Source organism: Micromonospora sp. NBC_00617 (assembly GCF_045161355.1).
In the GTDB taxonomy this organism is placed as follows: domain Bacteria; phylum Actinomycetota; class Actinomycetes; order Mycobacteriales; family Micromonosporaceae; genus Micromonospora.
Map to the genome: position 1 here is coordinate 3670883 of NZ_CP107751.1, position 14092 is coordinate 3684974.

General features: G+C 71.9%; 13 protein-coding genes and 1 pseudogene. 10 read left to right on the forward strand and 4 right to left on the reverse strand.

Going from position 1 to position 14092, the window contains the following annotated elements:
- Positions 1-320 precede the first annotated feature (320 nt).
- The 3 genes and pseudogenes from OG505_RS16750 to OG505_RS16760 all read left to right on the forward strand — a co-directional run bounded on the left by OG505_RS16750 (position 321) and on the right by OG505_RS16760 (position 2443).
- A pseudogene (locus OG505_RS16750) lies at positions 321-1071 on the forward strand (hypothetical protein).
- Entirely contained in the window at positions 1068-1769 is a 702-nt protein-coding gene (locus tag OG505_RS16755; RefSeq protein ID WP_405425524.1) for an HAD family hydrolase, read from the forward strand. Before OG505_RS16750 ends, OG505_RS16755 begins: the two are co-directional and overlap by 4 nt.
- Before the next feature lie 38 nt (positions 1770-1807).
- Positions 1808-2443 (forward strand): alpha-ketoglutarate-dependent dioxygenase AlkB, encoded by a 636-nt coding sequence (locus OG505_RS16760; RefSeq protein ID WP_405425526.1) that lies wholly within the window; start codon positions 1808-1810, stop codon positions 2441-2443.
- Positions 2444-2567: 124 nt separating this feature from the next.
- On the opposite strand, the gene OG505_RS16765 is transcribed toward OG505_RS16760, so the two are convergent.
- Both OG505_RS16765 and OG505_RS16770 read right to left on the reverse strand, forming a co-directional pair.
- Positions 2568-5051, reverse strand: a complete 2484-nt coding sequence (locus OG505_RS16765) for a DNA topoisomerase (ATP-hydrolyzing) subunit A (protein WP_405425527.1) — start codon at positions 5049-5051, stop codon at positions 2568-2570.
- A gap of 32 nt (positions 5052-5083) precedes the next feature.
- Positions 5084-7192 (reverse strand): type IIA DNA topoisomerase subunit B, encoded by a 2109-nt coding sequence (locus OG505_RS16770; protein WP_405434542.1) that lies wholly within the window; start codon positions 7190-7192, stop codon positions 5084-5086.
- Positions 7193-7459: 267 nt separating this feature from the next.
- On the opposite strand from OG505_RS16770, the gene OG505_RS16775 reads away from it, so the two are divergent.
- The 3 genes from OG505_RS16775 (at position 7460) to OG505_RS16785 (ending at position 10509) form a co-directional block, all read left to right on the forward strand.
- Complete coding sequence (locus OG505_RS16775) at positions 7460-8140, forward strand: hypothetical protein (protein WP_405425528.1); 681 nt, start codon at positions 7460-7462, stop codon at positions 8138-8140.
- Positions 8141-8289: 149 nt separating this feature from the next.
- The gene (locus OG505_RS16780; RefSeq protein WP_405425530.1) at positions 8290-9546 is read left to right on the forward strand and encodes a hypothetical protein; all 1257 of its coding nucleotides are present in this window, start codon (positions 8290-8292) and stop codon (positions 9544-9546) included.
- A gap of 99 nt (positions 9547-9645) precedes the next feature.
- On the forward strand, positions 9646-10509 hold the full coding sequence (locus tag OG505_RS16785) for an alpha/beta fold hydrolase (protein ID WP_405425532.1): 864 nt from the start codon (positions 9646-9648) through the stop codon (positions 10507-10509).
- Positions 10510-10542: 33 nt separating this feature from the next.
- Here the strand turns inward: OG505_RS16785 and OG505_RS16790 are convergent, their stop codons facing one another.
- Positions 10543-10713 carry a hypothetical protein gene (locus tag OG505_RS16790; RefSeq protein WP_405425534.1) on the reverse strand — a complete coding sequence of 57 codons (171 nt, stop codon included), beginning with the start codon at positions 10711-10713 and terminating at the stop codon, positions 10543-10545.
- Between the two features lie 195 nt (positions 10714-10908).
- Here OG505_RS16790 and OG505_RS16795 point away from each other — a divergent pair, with 195 nt between their 5' ends.
- Positions 10909-11541, forward strand: coding sequence for a hypothetical protein (locus OG505_RS16795; RefSeq protein WP_405425536.1), 633 nt, complete (start codon positions 10909-10911; stop codon positions 11539-11541).
- 156 nt (positions 11542-11697) lie between these two features.
- A complete protein-coding gene (locus OG505_RS16800; protein ID WP_405425540.1) occupies positions 11698-12072 on the forward strand; it encodes a hypothetical protein in 375 nt (124 codons plus the stop codon).
- Positions 12073-12130: 58 nt separating this feature from the next.
- On the opposite strand, the gene OG505_RS16805 is transcribed toward OG505_RS16800, so the two are convergent.
- The gene (locus tag OG505_RS16805; protein ID WP_405425542.1) at positions 12131-13087 is read right to left on the reverse strand and encodes a DUF72 domain-containing protein; all 957 of its coding nucleotides are present in this window, start codon (positions 13085-13087) and stop codon (positions 12131-12133) included.
- Positions 13088-13218: 131 nt separating this feature from the next.
- Between OG505_RS16805 and OG505_RS16810 the strand changes: the two genes are divergently transcribed.
- Positions 13219-13722 carry a DinB family protein gene (locus OG505_RS16810; RefSeq protein ID WP_405425544.1) on the forward strand — a complete coding sequence of 168 codons (504 nt, stop codon included), beginning with the start codon at positions 13219-13221 and terminating at the stop codon, positions 13720-13722.
- Positions 13723-13825: 103 nt separating this feature from the next.
- Positions 13826-14092, forward strand: a complete 267-nt coding sequence (locus OG505_RS16815) for a hypothetical protein (protein WP_405425546.1) — start codon at positions 13826-13828, stop codon at positions 14090-14092.

Consider the following 14092-nt stretch of genomic DNA (forward strand, 5'->3'; position numbering starts at 1 on the left):
CATCGGACGGCGACGCCCGCGACGGCCCGGCAGGGGCCGTACCCGGGGTACCCTACCCGGGGCGCTCCTGGTGAACCGGACGCGTTCTACCCCTGCAACGCGCAAAGGATGGGCACGGGCCGCCCTGGTGGCGGACCGGACCTTCGGTGGGCATCAACCGTCCGCCGGGCGGGAGTTCAGAGATTCCACGAACGTCGGCCACATCAGGTTCCGGGGCTGGCCACCCGGGTCGTCGAACGTGGCCGCATGGTCAATGAGCAGACGCCCGCACCGCCGCGCGCACTCAACGCCGACGTACGACGGAGGCAGCTGGAGGAGTCCTGACTACCCCCCGGGTCGGGTTGCGCTGTGACGCCGGGGCGCCCGCGTTGCCGTGTTCGGCGCCGTCGAACGGCTCCCTGGGCCACCGTGGAGCTCGCCGCGCGGGGCATCCCCCTGCACCCAGGCCCGGATTCGCCGGCCGAACTAGTCGAGGCAGCCCGCCGCCACGAGCTGGACGTGCTGGTTCTCGACTCCTACGAGCCGGACCCGGCCGGGGCGGGCGCCCTGCGCGCTCATGGAACTCACGGTCGTCGTCGGCCGACCCGAACTCGAGACCGAGCTGGAGGAGATCATCCCCGGGCGACGGCAGACCGTGCGTCCCGTCCCGCCCACCGGCTCGTTGCCGTCACTGATGACCGAGGCCAACCTGGTGGTCAGCGCCGCCGGCATATCCACCTGGGAACTCTGCTGCCTCGGCGCACCCGCAGCGCTGGTCTGCGTGGTCGACAACCAACGCGCTTCGTACACACGGGTGGTTCAGCACGGCATGGCCGCCGGCCTCGGCGAGCTGCCGGAGCTGACCGTCGCCGGGGTGCCCGGACGGGCCGCCCGGGCGACCGCGGCGCGGACCCTGCACGGGCTGCTCAGCTCGCCGCAGCGCCGCGCGTCGCTGGCCGCGCGGGCCTGGTCCACAGTCGACGGGCGGGGCCGGACGGAGTGTTCGACGCCGTACGGCCGCCCGCGACCAACGGCTGGCGCCGCCGCCTGCGACAGGCCGTCCAGCGACTCTCGCCTATGCTCCACTCATGATCGACGCGGTTGTCTTTGACGTCGGCGGAACCATTCTTGACGAGTCCCGCGAGTTCGCGAGCTGGGCGGACTGGTTCGGCGTTCCACGGCACACGCTCTCGGCGGTCCTTGGTGCCGTAATCGCCCGCGGCCTGGACTGGCAGGAGACGTTCCGGGCCTTCCGGCCCGATTTCGACCTCGCGGTCGAGCTGGAACGCCGAGCCGCCGCCGGCAAACCGGAGTGGTTCGGCGAAGAGGACCTCTACCCCGATGCGCGTGGGTGCCTCGCCGCACTCAAGGAGCAGGGCTTGTTCGTGGGGCTGGCCGGCAACCAACCAGCCCACGCCGAAGCGCTCCTGCACGCCCTCGACCTTCCCGTGGACATGATCGGCACATCGACCGGTTGGGGCGTGGCGAAACCGTCATCGGCCTTCTTCGAACGCGTCATCCACGCCGCCGGCGGCGACCCGTCGTCGACCCTCTACGTCGGCGACCGGCCCGACAACGACGTACGCCCGGCTGCGGAGGCGGGCATGAAGACCTGCCTGATCCGACGCGGCCCCTGGGGGCACATCCTCGACCTGCCAGCCGTCGCCGAGCGGTGCCTGTTCCGCATCGACTCGCTAGACGACCTTCCGGCTCTGGTGGCGAAGCACAACGCGAGCCACGCAACCCCCTCCTCCGGCGACCGCGGCCGCGCGGGCGGCGGCAGGTTGTAGCTAGCACGGGTGTACGAAAGTGCTGTTAGGGTGGCTGCATGACGCAGGCCGCCTACCAGCCGTCGATGCTCGACCTGACCGACGCGGCGCCGACCCTGGGGCCACTGCCCGGTCCGATCCGGCGGCACCACCTGAGCCGGGGCGCCTGGGTCGACCACCTCCCCGGCTGGGTGCGCGGTTCCGACGCGGTCCTGGACACCCTGCTCGCCGAGGTGCCGTGGCGCGCGGAGCGTCGCACCATGTACGACAGCGAGGTCGACGTGCCCCGCCTGCTCTGCTGGTACGGCGGCGACCGACAACTGCCGCACCCCGTGCTCACCTCGGCGCGGGCGGCGCTGACCCGGCACTACGCCCCCGAGCTGGGCGAGCCGTTCGTCACCGCCGGTATGTGCCTCTACCGGTCCGGGCGCGACAGCGTGGCCTGGCACGGCGACACCATCGGCCGCTCCGCGCACAGCGACACCGTCGTCGCGATCGTCTCGTTCGGGTCACCTCGGCCGCTGCTGCTGCGCCCGCGCCGCGGTGGCGACAGCCTGCGGTTCCCGGTGGGCCACGGCGATCTGATCGTGATGGGCGGCTCCTGCCAGCGCACCTGGGAACACGCCATCCCCAAGACCACCCGCCCGGTGGGCCCGAGGGTAAGCGTCCAGTTCCGCCCGCTCAACGTCGCCTAACTCCACCCCATCCCCCACCCCGGGGCTGATCATGAAGTTGTTGTCACCGCCATCGGCGTGTCGCGGCAATAACTTCATGATCAACGAGTGCGGGCGGGGTGGGAGGGTGGGGTGGGGTGGGAGGTTAGTCGCGTTCGATCAGGTGGCCTACCACGGTTGGGCCCAGCATCACGGCGAAGCCACTGCCGTCGCGGCGGGGGTCGGCTGCCGGCAGCTCCACCGGTTCGCCGGTGCCGGTCGCGCCGACCGGGCGCGGCCCCACCCAGGCGACGGCCACGTCGGTCTCGTCCTTGAGGAAGCGGTGCGCGCGGACGCCGCCGGTCGCCCGGCCCTTCGCGGGGTACGCCTTGAACGGCGTCACCTTGACCGTCGCCCCGGTGGACGTGACGACCATCGGCTCACCGTGCCCCGCGTCGTCGGTGCGTACCGCGCCGAAGAACACCACCCGAGCCCCGGCCGGCAGGTTGATGCCGGCCATCCCGCCGCCCTTGAGGCCCTGCGGGCGCACCAGCCCGGCGGTGAAACGCAGCAACGACGCCTCCGAGGTGACGAAGGTCAGCGTCTCGGCGCCGTCGGTCAGCCAGGTCGCCCCGACCACCTCGTCACCGTCGCGCAGGCCGATCACGTCGAACTCGTCGGACCGCACCGGCCACTCCGGCGAGCACACCTTCACCACGCCCTGCCGGGTGCCCAGCGCCAACCCGGGTGAGGTGTCCGCCGCACCGCCGAGCGGCGCCAGACCGACCACGGTCTCCCCCGCCTCCAGCGGCACCAGCTCGGCGGCCGACATGCCGCCGCGCAACGACACCGTGCCGGCCTGCTCGGGCAGCACCGGCAGCGGCAGAACGTCGACCTTGAAGGCACGACCCGCGCTGGTGACCAGCAGCACCCGACCACGGGCGGTGGAGTGCACGATCGCGCGTACCGTGTCGTGCTTGACCCGGCCGTTGCGTCGGCGCCCCTCGGCGCTCTCCTCCGACTCGGCCGCGGTCCGGGCAACCAGCCCGGTCGCGGAGAGGATGACCTGGCACGGGTCGTCGGCGACCTCCAGCGGGCCGGCCGGCGCGGACGCCGCGAGCACCTCCTTGAGGTCGCCGTCGACAAGCGTCGTCCGCCGCTCGGCGCCGAACTGCTTGACCACGGCGGCCAGCTCGTTGGAGACCAGCTTCTTGAGCACCCGCTCGTCGTCGAGAATCGTGGACAGCTCGGTGATCTCGGCGCGCAGCCGCTCCTGCTCCGCCTCCAGCTCGATCCGGTCGTACTTGGTCAACCGGCGCAGCGGAGTGTCCAGGATGTAGGTCGCCTGGATGTCGGAGAGGCCGAACTGACTCATCAGCCCGTCCTTGGCCGCCTGCGCGTCGTCGCTGCCGCGGATCAACCGGACCACCCGGTCGATGTCCAGCAGAGCGATCAGCAGGCCGTCGACCAGGTGCAGCCGCTCTTGGCGCTTACGACGACGGTACGAGCTGCGCCGGGTGACCACGTCGTACCGGTGGGCCAGGAAGACCTCCAGCAGCGCCTTCAGCCCGAGGGTACGGGGCTGGCCGTCGACCAGCACCAGGTTGTTGACACCGAAGGACTGCTCCAGCGGGGTCAACCGGTAGAGGTCGGCGAGCAGCGCCTGCGGGTTGACCCCCACCTTGCACTCGACGACCAACCGGGTGCCGCTCTCCCGGTCGGTGAGGTCCTTGACGTCCGCGATGCCGGTCAGCCGCTTGGTCTTGGTGACCTCGTTGGTGATCGCCGCGATGACCTTCTCCGCGCCGACCCCGTAGGGCAGCTCGACAACGGTGATCGCCTGGCGGCCCCGGCTGCCCTCCAGCGGGCCGATCTCCACCTTGCCGCGCATGCGCACCACGCCGCGTCCCGTCTCGTACGCCCGGCGCACCTCGTCGAGGCCGAGCAGCACGCCACCGGTGGGCAGGTCGGGGCCGGGAACGAACTCCATGAGCCGGTCCAGCGTGGCGTCCGGGTGGTTGATCAGCCAGCGGGCCGCCGAGACCACCTCGGCCAGGTTGTGCGGGATCATGTTGGTGGCCATCCCGACCGCGATCCCGGACGCGCCGTTGACCAGCAGGTTGGGGAAGGCTGCCGGCAGCACGGTCGGCTGGGTCAGTGAGCCGTCGTAGTTGGGCTCGACGTCGACGGTGTCCTCGCCCAGCTCCCCGACGAGCAGCATGGCCTCGCGCGACATCCGCGCTTCTGTATATCTTGAGGCAGCCGGACCATCGTCTGGAGATCCAAAATTGCCATGCCCGTCGATGAGCGGCACGTTGAGCGAGAAGTCCTGCGCGAGGCGGACCATCGCGTCATAAATAGCTGTATCTCCGTGCGGATGGTACTTTCCCATCGCGTCCCCGACAATTCGGGCAGATTTCACGTGCCCACGATCCGGGCGGTAGCCCTGTTCGTACATCGACCAGAGGATGCGCCGGTGCACGGGCTTGAGGCCGTCGCGCGCGTCCGGCAGGGCACGGGAGTGGATGACCGAGAACGCGTACTCCAGGTAGGAGTCGGATACCTCGGTGACCAGCGGGTTGTCGAAGACCCGCGCTCCGGCCTGGTCGAACGAGGAGAGGTCGACCTTGTTTTCCTTACGGCGTGCCATGACTCAGCTTTCCCCTCGGGCGGCAGCGGTGCTCATGCGTCGATCGCATCGCGGTCGACGCGGTCGGCCGAGTCGATGAGCCAGTTGCGGCGCGGCTCGACCTTCTCCCCCATCAGCAGTTCGAGGATGCGCTCGGCGGCGTCCACGTCGTCCAGGGTGATCCGGCGGACGGCGCGGGTCGCGGGGTTCATCGTGGTGTCCCACAGCTCGTCGGCGTCCATCTCACCGAGGCCCTTGAAGCGTGGGATGGGCGTGACGATCTGCTTGCCGGCCTTCTCCAGCTTGCGAACCGTCGCCTCCATCTCGGCCTGCGTGTAGGTGTAGACCGTCTGCGGGTTGCGCCCCTTGGTGGTGATCTTGTGCAGGGGCGGCATGGCGGCGTAGAGCCGACCGGCCTCGATCAACGGCCGCATGTACCGGGCGAAGAGGGTGATCAGCAGCGTACGGATGTGCGCGCCGTCCACGTCGGCGTCGGCCATGATCAGCACCCGGCCGTAGCGCAGCGCGGCGAGGTCGAACGTCCGCCCCGAGCCGGCGCCGAGCACCTGGACGATGGCGGCGCACTCGGCATTGTCCAGAACCTGCTGGAGGTTGGCCTTCTGCACGTTGAGGATCTTGCCCCGGATCGGCAGCAGCGCCTGATACTCCGACGAGCGGGCCATGCGGCTCGTGCCGAGCGCGCTGTCGCCCTCCACGATGAACAGCTCGCTGCGGTCGATCCCGGTGGCGCGGCAGTCGACCAGCTTCGGCGGCATGGACGCGCCCTCCAGGGCGGTCTTGCGCCGGGCGGCGTCCTTCTGCTGCTTCTGGGTGAGCCGCACCCGCGCCGCGTCGACGATCTTCTGCAGGACGACACGCGCCTCGGCCTTGGTGCGCCGGTCCTCCAGCCAGGCCTTGATGTGCGCGTCGACCAGGGTCTGGATGACCTTGGTGATGCCGGTGGTGGACAGCTCGTCCTTGGTCTGCGAGGTGAACTGCGGCTCGGGGATCCGCACGTGCACCACGGCGGTCATCCCCTCCAGCACGTCGTCCAGGGTGGGCGGCTCCTCCTTGGCCTTGAGCAGGCCGCGGGTGTTGCGGACGGCGTCGGCGAGGGTGCGGACGAGCGCCCGCTCGAAACCCTTGCGGTGGGTGCCGCCGTGGGCGTTGCGAATGGTGTTGGTGAAGCACTCCACGGTGCGCTCGTAGCCGGTGCCCCACCGGAACGCCACCTCGACCTCGGCGCGACGCTGCACGTTGGACTGCATGACGCCGTTGGCGTCGGCGGCGTTCTCCCGGTACGTCCCCTCGCCGTTGACCAGGAGCATGCCGGAGACCGGCCGGTCGCCGGCCGGTGCGAGGAAGTCGACCATGTCGCTGAGCCCGTTGGGGTAGTGGAACCCCTCCTCGGCGGGGGCCTCCCCGGTCAGGTCGCGCAGCCGGTACGTCACGCCGGGGACCAGGAAGGCGGTGTTGCGCAGCTTCATCCGGACGGCGTCGACGTCGAGCGCCGCACCGGTCTCGAAGTAGCGGGCGTCGTGCCACCAGCGGATCGAGGTGCCGGTGCGCTGGCCGCGCTTCATCGCGCCGATCACCTGCAGGCCGGGGCCGGCGGTGAAGGGCGCGTCCGGCCCGTCGCCGTCGAAGATCCCCGGAACGCCGTGCCGGAACGACATCGCGTGGATCTTGCCGGCGCGGCGGACGGTCACGTCGAAGCGGCGGGACAGCGCGTTGACCGCCGAGGCGCCGACGCCGTGCAAACCGCCGGAGGTCTTGTAGCCCGAGCCGCCGAACTTGCCGCCCGCGTGCAGCCGGGTCAGCACCAGCTCGACGCCGGAGATGCCGGACTTGGCGTGCACGTCGGTGGGGATGCCGCGACCGTCGTCGTCGACCTGCACCGAGCCGTCGGCGTGCAGGATCACCTCGACGGTGGTGGCGTGGCCGGCGACACCCTCGTCGGTGGAGTTGTCGAGGATCTCGTTGACGAGGTGACCCACGCCACGGCTGTCGGTGGAACCGATGTACATGCCGGGCCGCTTGCGGACGGCGTCCAGCCCCTCAAGGTGGGTGAGGTCATCGGCCCCGTACAGGGTGTCAGGCTCTGCGGTCAACTGGTCGTACTCCCCGGTCTCGGCGGTGTGGTGCCGCGTCCGAACTGTCAGTCGGCCGGCGCGCGCCGCAGCGAGCCTAACCGGCAGATGCGACACGACGACGGCACCCCGCAGTCGAGGCCCGCATCCTCGTTCCGGATGCGGACCTCGACACGGTGTGGTGTTGTCCGGTTTCGACGCCTCAGCCGCGCCCTGACCGGTTGGTGGTCGGCCTCTCCCTCGACGCGAACGTCCGGTACGGCTGTGATCACGGGACCACGCACGGACACCGTCGACGGTAGGCTCACCTGCCCGACCGGTCGTCGGAAGGTGATCGTGATGGACGTGTTGACGCGCAACGCCCTGCGACGCTCTCTCGGCACGCGGGCCCGGCGGTGGTTGCTCGCGGGCACCCTGGCGGCGGGGCTGTTCTGCGCCGTGGCGCTGGTCGCTGCCGCCGCGCCCGCCGACCGGACGTTCGCCGCGCTCTCGGGCACGGTGCAGAGCGTGATGTCGGTCCTGACGCCACTCTTCGGCATCCTGCTCGTGCGCGACCTGCGTCGGGCGTCCAGCACCGTCCATGTCGTCCCGACGGTGCTCGCGGTGGTGCTGCCGGCCGTCGTGATCGGCGTCGTGGGAGTGCTGATCTGCGCCGCGACGCTGGCCCTCACTCCCGCCGACGTGGCGGACGAGCCCTGGCGGTTCGCCGGGACGGTCGCGGTGGGCAGCGTGCTGGTGCAGATCGTCGCCGGCCTCGTGGGCACCGGGCTGGGCCTGCTGCTGCGATCGCCGGTCGTCGCGTTCCTCGCCACGATCGTCCTGCCGCTGGGCCTGTTCGGGCTGCTGGAGGCCGTGCAGGCCCTGCGCCCGGCGCAGCCGTGGCTCACCCCGCTCGGCAGCGTGCACCACCTGCTCTCCGGCGAGATGAGCCTTCTGCGCTGGGTGCAGTGGCTGTGCGTACTGCTGATCTGGGGTGTGGGTCTGAACGCGGCCGGCGTCGCCGCGCTGCGCCGCCGCTAGCAGCCCGCCCGACCAACTGCCAGCCAGGCGCACCAGGCGTGGGTGTCCTTCATCGAACGATTCCGTTACGGGCCATTGACGCCCGTTGCACAGGGGTGATCTGATCGCGCCCTCAGAGAATCTTTCATCTTTCGATGGATGGGGGCCCCATGCCCAGGTTCCGCCGTGCCGCGCTCGCCGCGGCACTCACGATCGTCACGGCAGCGCTGTCGACCGCCGTCGCGCTACCCGCCCCCGCGACCGCCGCGCTGCCCACCGCCGCCGTGGCGCTCGGCGACAGCTTCATCAGCGGGGAGGGCGCGGGGGCGTACACCCCGGTGGTCGACGCCAACGGGGTCGCCCAGAGCTTCCCCGGCTGGACGGCGCCGAACAACAACGCGTACTTCTGCCACCGGTCGGCGAACGCCTCGCTCCACCAGGCGAACCTGCCGGGTATCCAGAACCGGTTCAACCTGGCCTGCTCCGGCGGCCAGCCGCACGACATCGCCGCCGCCTCCGGCGCGCGGGCCAACGGCCGAACCGTGGCCGCCCAGCTCGACCAGCTACGCGCCGTCGCGCAGACCCAGGACATCGACCTCGTGCTGATCGGCCTGGGTTCCAACAACAGTTCGTTCACCTTCGGCAGCGTCGCGGAGACGTGCGCCAACCGGTTCATCGCCGACGCCTGGACCGGCTGGTGGGAGTTCTGGGCGTACCTGAACGGGCCGGTGGAGCAGAAGCCGTGCAGCGACGCCGACCTGGCCACCGCCGCGCAGCTCAGCGCCGCGACCGCGGAGACCACCGCCGCCGTACGCCAGATCCTGACCACCCTCGATCAGGTGGACGCGGACGGCCAGCACCGGGTGGTGCTCCAGGACTACACCAACCCGCTGCCGCTGGAGGTGAACCCGGTGTACTACGAGGAGGACGGCCGGGACGACACCCGGGACAAGTTCCGTGACCTCGGCGCGGAGCGGTACGCGGCCGGCTGCCCGATCCACCGGGCCAGCCTCGCCCCCGGGCACCGCTTCTCGCAGGGTCTGGGTGGCATCGTCAAGGCCACCCGGGACACCCTGGCCGCCGAGTTCCCCGCCGACGACCTGGTCTACCTCAACGTGCAGCGGGCCTTCGACGGCGCGCGGCTGTGCGAGTCGACGTCCAGCCCGACCGGCGCGCTGGCCACGCCCATCCGGCTGCAGGACGGCGCGACCGGCACCTTCGTGACCAGCCTCGCCGGCAAGGACAAGATCGCCATTCAGCGGATCGCCAACACCTGCGTCAGCTACTTCCAGACCTGCCAGGAGTCGTGGCACCCGAACGCCACCGGGCACCAGGTGCTCGGCCGGTGCCTCGCCGGCGCGGCCGTCACCGCCGCCCGCGCGGTGTCGTGTGTCCGCGCCGGTGACGGGACGATCTCCGTCTCCTGACCGGTCGCGCCACCGGAGGCCCCGCCACCCGGCGGGGCCTCCGTCACGTCCGGACCGCCTCGGCTACCCGCCGGTAACGCCGGGCCGTAGGCTGAGCCGGTGAACGGGGACCCGGAGTACGCGCAGGAGTTCGTTGACGTCGACGGCGCTCGGCTCGGCGTGCAGGTCTATCCCGAGCCGGCCGGCCCGCCCGGCGCTCCCGTGGTGGTGATCTGGCCCGCGATGGGGGTCCGCGCCCGCTACTACCGGCCGTTCGCCGCCGCGCTGCGCTCCGCTGGCCTGGCCGTGATCGTCGCGGATCTGCGGGGCACCGGAGCGAGCACGCCCGCCCCGAGCCGCGCCGACCGGTACGGCTACGTCGAGCTGGCCAGCGACGTCGACGCCGTCCTGGCGGCGCTCAAGTCGCGGCTGGACGGGCGTACCCGGGTGCTGCTCGGCCACTCCCTCGGCGGGCAGGCCGCGTTGCTGCACCTCGCCCGCCACGGTGGCGACGCGGTGGACGCTCTGGCGCTGGTCGCGGTGGGCGTCCCGTACTGGCGCACCTATCCGGGTCGCCGGGGGCTCGGCGTGCTGCCGTACACCCAGGGCATCGCCGCCACCGCGGCGCTGCTCGGCGTCTGGCCCGGCTGGGGCTTCGGCGGTCGGCAGGCACGCGGCGTGATCCGCGACTGGGCACACACCGCGCGAACCGGCCGTTTTCCCCGGCTCGACGGCACGGACACCGAAGCGGCGGTACGCGCGGTGCGCACACCGGTGCTGGCGATCAGCGTGGACGACGACCAGTACACCCCGCACGAGACCGTGGACCACCTCTGCGCGAAGCTCACCGCCGCACCGGTGACCCGCGAGCGCTACACGGTGGCGGACGCCGGGGCGCCGCTGGACCACTTCACCTGGGTCCGCGCCGGCACACCGCTGGCCGGCCGGATCGCCCGTTTCGCCGCGGACCTGCCGCCCCGCTGAGCCGTACCGGCTGCTCGGGGCGGCCCGCCCCGCTCACTCCTCCTGGTCCAGCGGCACCAGCTCGTCGTCGCGTTCCACCTGAATCTGCCCGTGGTCCCTGCGCGGCGCGACCTCCGCGGTGTTCCGGTGCGGATCGTTGTCCGGGTGCATGAGCACCGCGTCGGTCTTGGGGGTCTTCTCGCGGACCTCATCCGGCTGCGACATCGCGTTCCCCTCTTTCGTCGGCGTCGGACGGATCTACCCGCCACCACGCGGACAACTCCTCTGGAGGCGATCTCCGACCGCGACGTCCGCACGTCCCCGTCGTGTCGGCGCGACGGGGATCGGCCGGCGGGCGACGGGGTTAGCCGCCCGGGCGGCGGGTAAGCCGCATCGCCCGACACGGCGGAAGGGGATCACATGTCCGAACGACACACCGCACTGCGCTCGATGCACGATCTGGGTCTGGCGGCCTGGTTCGGCGGCTCCCTCATGGGTGCCTTCGGCGTCAACGGCGCAGCGGCGAAAATCAACGACTCGACCCAGCGACTGCCGATCGCCTCGGCCGGTTGGTCGAAGTGGACTCCGGTCAACGCGGCCGCGATCGGCGCGCACCTGGCCGGCGCGGTCGGCGAACTGGTCACGGAGAGCCCACGGGTGGCGGCCCAGCGCGGGGTCGGCAAGGCCAGCGCCATCAAGACGGCGCTGACGATCGGCGCGCTCGCGGTCACCGGCTACAGCCGGTTGGTCGGCATGCGGTTGGAGAAGGCGGGCGGCCCGCCGGTCAACGGCACCACCGAGCCCAACGGGCAGACGCCGGCCAGCGTCGCCTCCTCGCAGCGGCAGATGAAGCTGCTCCAGTGGGCGATTCCGGCGCTGACCGGATCACTGGTCGTGGTCACCGCGTACATGGGTGAGCAGCAGAAGCCCGGTCAGGTGCTGCGCGGGATCCTCAACCGCACCGGCGGGATCCGCAGCGCGCCGATGAGCATGGCCAAGATGGGCATGGGCATGGGCATGGGCAAGCGACAGATGGCCATGTCCGGACGCTGAGCGTCGGGCCGGCCGGCTTCCCGCCGGACCGTCGACGGCGGGGCGCCGGCCGGCCCTGCGCGCCCGCCACGCCCCACGGCGTGCCGAGCGGGCAGGACCGGCCCGGAGACGGGCATTCCGTCCGTCGGTAGCGGCGGACCGACGAGCGAGGTGGCCATGACGGCACACGAGGGACGCAGCAGTGGCGGTGGCGATCGGCCGGAACCGGAGGCGGTCAACCCGTGGGGCACCGGCGACGGCTTCGACGCCGACGCGCCCTGGGGCACCGACGACGACTCGCCGATGGACGAGGGCAGCGAGGAGACAGCGGTGCCCGAGGGACGGCGCGGTGAGCGGCGCGCGGGCGCCCCGGCTGGCCGCAGCGGTCCGGCCGGTCGGCACGGCTTCGGTTCGGTCGAACCCACCCGCACGACGATGGCCGGCCCAGGTGCGCCACCGGATCCGGCGCCCAGCGGTCGGAGCTTCCCCGACGACGCGGACGTCAACGAGCGGTCCGAGGACGCGCTGCGCAGCCGGGGTCGACGTTCCTGATCAACCGGCGCTGCCCGCGTGCCCGCTCGGAACGGGGTGCACGCGGGCAGCAGTGGCGTCAGCCGTTCGAGGAGGCGCGTGCCGCGACGGTCCGACCGGCGGCCGGTCCGCGCGGCCCGGGCGGCACCCGCGGATCAGCGAGCATGGTCTCGGCGAGCAGCTGCGCCAGCCGGGTGGCGTCGCGCTGGGCCTGCCCGGCGCAGCAGTTGTTGAACAGCACGTGCAGGTCGTCGACGTCTGCGGCCAGCTCGGCCAGCCGCACGGCCCAGTCCCGCAACTCCGACTCGTCGTACGCGTAGCGGAACTTGTCCTGCTTGTCGCCGTCACCCCATGCGTCGCTGTGGCCGTGGAAGCGGACGATCGCGGGCTCCGCCGTCCGCGTCAGGATCGGCGGCACCGACGACGGATGCCCCTGTGGCATGTCGACGCAGACCAGCGACAGGTCGTACGCGCGCAGCAGGTCCAGGGTCGCGGCCGCGGCGTCGCCGTCGAACCACGACCCGTGCCGCAGCTCGACCGCCACCCGCCACGGCCGGCACCGCTGCGCCAGCTCCACGATGCGACGCTCGGCGGCCGCCCCGCGCGCCAACCACGGCGGGAACTGCAACAACACCGCGCCCAGCTTGCCGGCGGCGGCGATCGGGTCCAGCGCCGCCCGGAAGCGGGCCCACAGCTCGTCGTACGCCTGCTCGCTCAGATCGCGACGGCGGACCCGGCTCGGGCCGGCGGCCGGGCGCAGATCCCGGGGCAGCACGGCGACCGGCGTCGGGTGGCCGGTGAACAGGCTGAACGCCTTGACGTTGAAGGTGAAGTCGTCGGGCGTCGCGTCGACCCAGCCCTGTGTCGTCTCCGGCACCGGAATGGCGTAGTAGGACGTGTCCACTTCGACCAGCGGGAACCGCCCCGCGTAGAAGGCCAGCCGGCCGGCCGGCGTGTTGACCGAGCGCGGATACCAGCCGGAGCTCAGCAACGTCTGGTCCGCCCAGGACGACGTGCCCACCTTGATCACACCCATGTCGTTCAGTGGACAGTCCCGCGCCCGGATCGGCAACCGCTGGCGGCCGGCGCTCTCGTCGTGTCCGAGCCCGAAGTGTCGGTGCCCGCTCCTAGGCTGACGCCCGACGGACATTCGACGGAAGGGCAACCATGACCAGCACCGCGCAGCTCACCGGGGAACGGGCCGACCTGCTGCAGACGCTGCGCCAGCACCGGGGCTTCCTCCTGCAGACCGTCGACGGGCTGACCGACGAGCAGGCCGCCGCCCGCAGCACCGTGAGCGAGCTCTGCCCGGGCGGGCTCATCAAGCACGTCGCCGGCGTCGAGGAGCGGTGGATGCTGTTCGCCGTGGGTGGGGCGGAGGCCATGCAGCGCGAGGAGATCGACTGGGTCGGCCAGTTCCGGATGGCGCCGGGCGAGACCCTGGCCGGGCTGGTCGAGCGGTTCCAGGCGGTGGCCGCCCACACCGACGAGCTGATCGCCACCCTCGATCTGGACGCGGCCCACCCGCTGCCGCAGGCGCCCTGGTTCGAGCCGGGTGCGAGCTGGACGGTCCGGCGGGTGCTGCTGCACCTCATCGCCGAGACGTCGCAGCACGCGGGGCACGCCGACATCCTGCGTGAGGCGATCGACGGGTCGAAGACCATGGGTTGAGCCCCGGCCGGCCCTCGGCGCTTCGCCTCGTGCCGTCGCCACCGGTTCCCGCTCCGGACGCGGATGTGACATCGCCCGCGGGGTCGGCGCTGAGGGACACGAGATGAACGCGGACCGGATAGACCAGGAAACCGCCGAGCGGCTGCTCGGCGGTTTCCCCGTCCACCCGTCGACCGGCATGCGTCCGGTCGTGCTGCTCCTGACGGCGGTGCGCGCCGCGCCGCGTCCCGACGAGCTGGCCGGCCTGAGCCTCGCCGTGCAGGGTTTCCGCCGCGCCCAGGCACACCACCGCCGCCCTGCCCCGGCCCACGTGTCCCCGTCCATCGATCAGGACGCCAGCGGTGCGACAGGCCGGAGCGACGGCAGCTGA

Coding starts and splice junctions, on each gene's coding strand:
- OG505_RS16795 (WP_405425536.1), top strand. CDS start 10,909: ATGTCCGAACGACACACCGCACTGCGCTCGATGCACGATCTGGGTCTG.
- OG505_RS16790 (WP_405425534.1), bottom strand. CDS start 10,713: ATGTCGCAGCCGGATGAGGTCCGCGAGAAGACCCCCAAGACCGACGCG.
- OG505_RS16760 (WP_405425526.1), top strand. CDS start 1,808: ATGACGCAGGCCGCCTACCAGCCGTCGATGCTCGACCTGACCGACGCG.
- OG505_RS16815 (WP_405425546.1), top strand. CDS start 13,826: ATGAACGCGGACCGGATAGACCAGGAAACCGCCGAGCGGCTGCTCGGC.
- OG505_RS16805 (WP_405425542.1), bottom strand. CDS start 13,087: ATGGGTGTGATCAAGGTGGGCACGTCGTCCTGGGCGGACCAGACGTTG.
- OG505_RS16755 (WP_405425524.1), top strand. CDS start 1,068: ATGATCGACGCGGTTGTCTTTGACGTCGGCGGAACCATTCTTGACGAG.
- OG505_RS16800 (WP_405425540.1), top strand. CDS start 11,698: ATGACGGCACACGAGGGACGCAGCAGTGGCGGTGGCGATCGGCCGGAA.
- OG505_RS16765 (WP_405425527.1), bottom strand. CDS start 5,051: ATGGCACGCCGTAAGGAAAACAAGGTCGACCTCTCCTCGTTCGACCAG.
- OG505_RS16780 (WP_405425530.1), top strand. CDS start 8,290: ATGCCCAGGTTCCGCCGTGCCGCGCTCGCCGCGGCACTCACGATCGTC.
- OG505_RS16775 (WP_405425528.1), top strand. CDS start 7,460: ATGGACGTGTTGACGCGCAACGCCCTGCGACGCTCTCTCGGCACGCGG.
- OG505_RS16810 (WP_405425544.1), top strand. CDS start 13,219: ATGACCAGCACCGCGCAGCTCACCGGGGAACGGGCCGACCTGCTGCAG.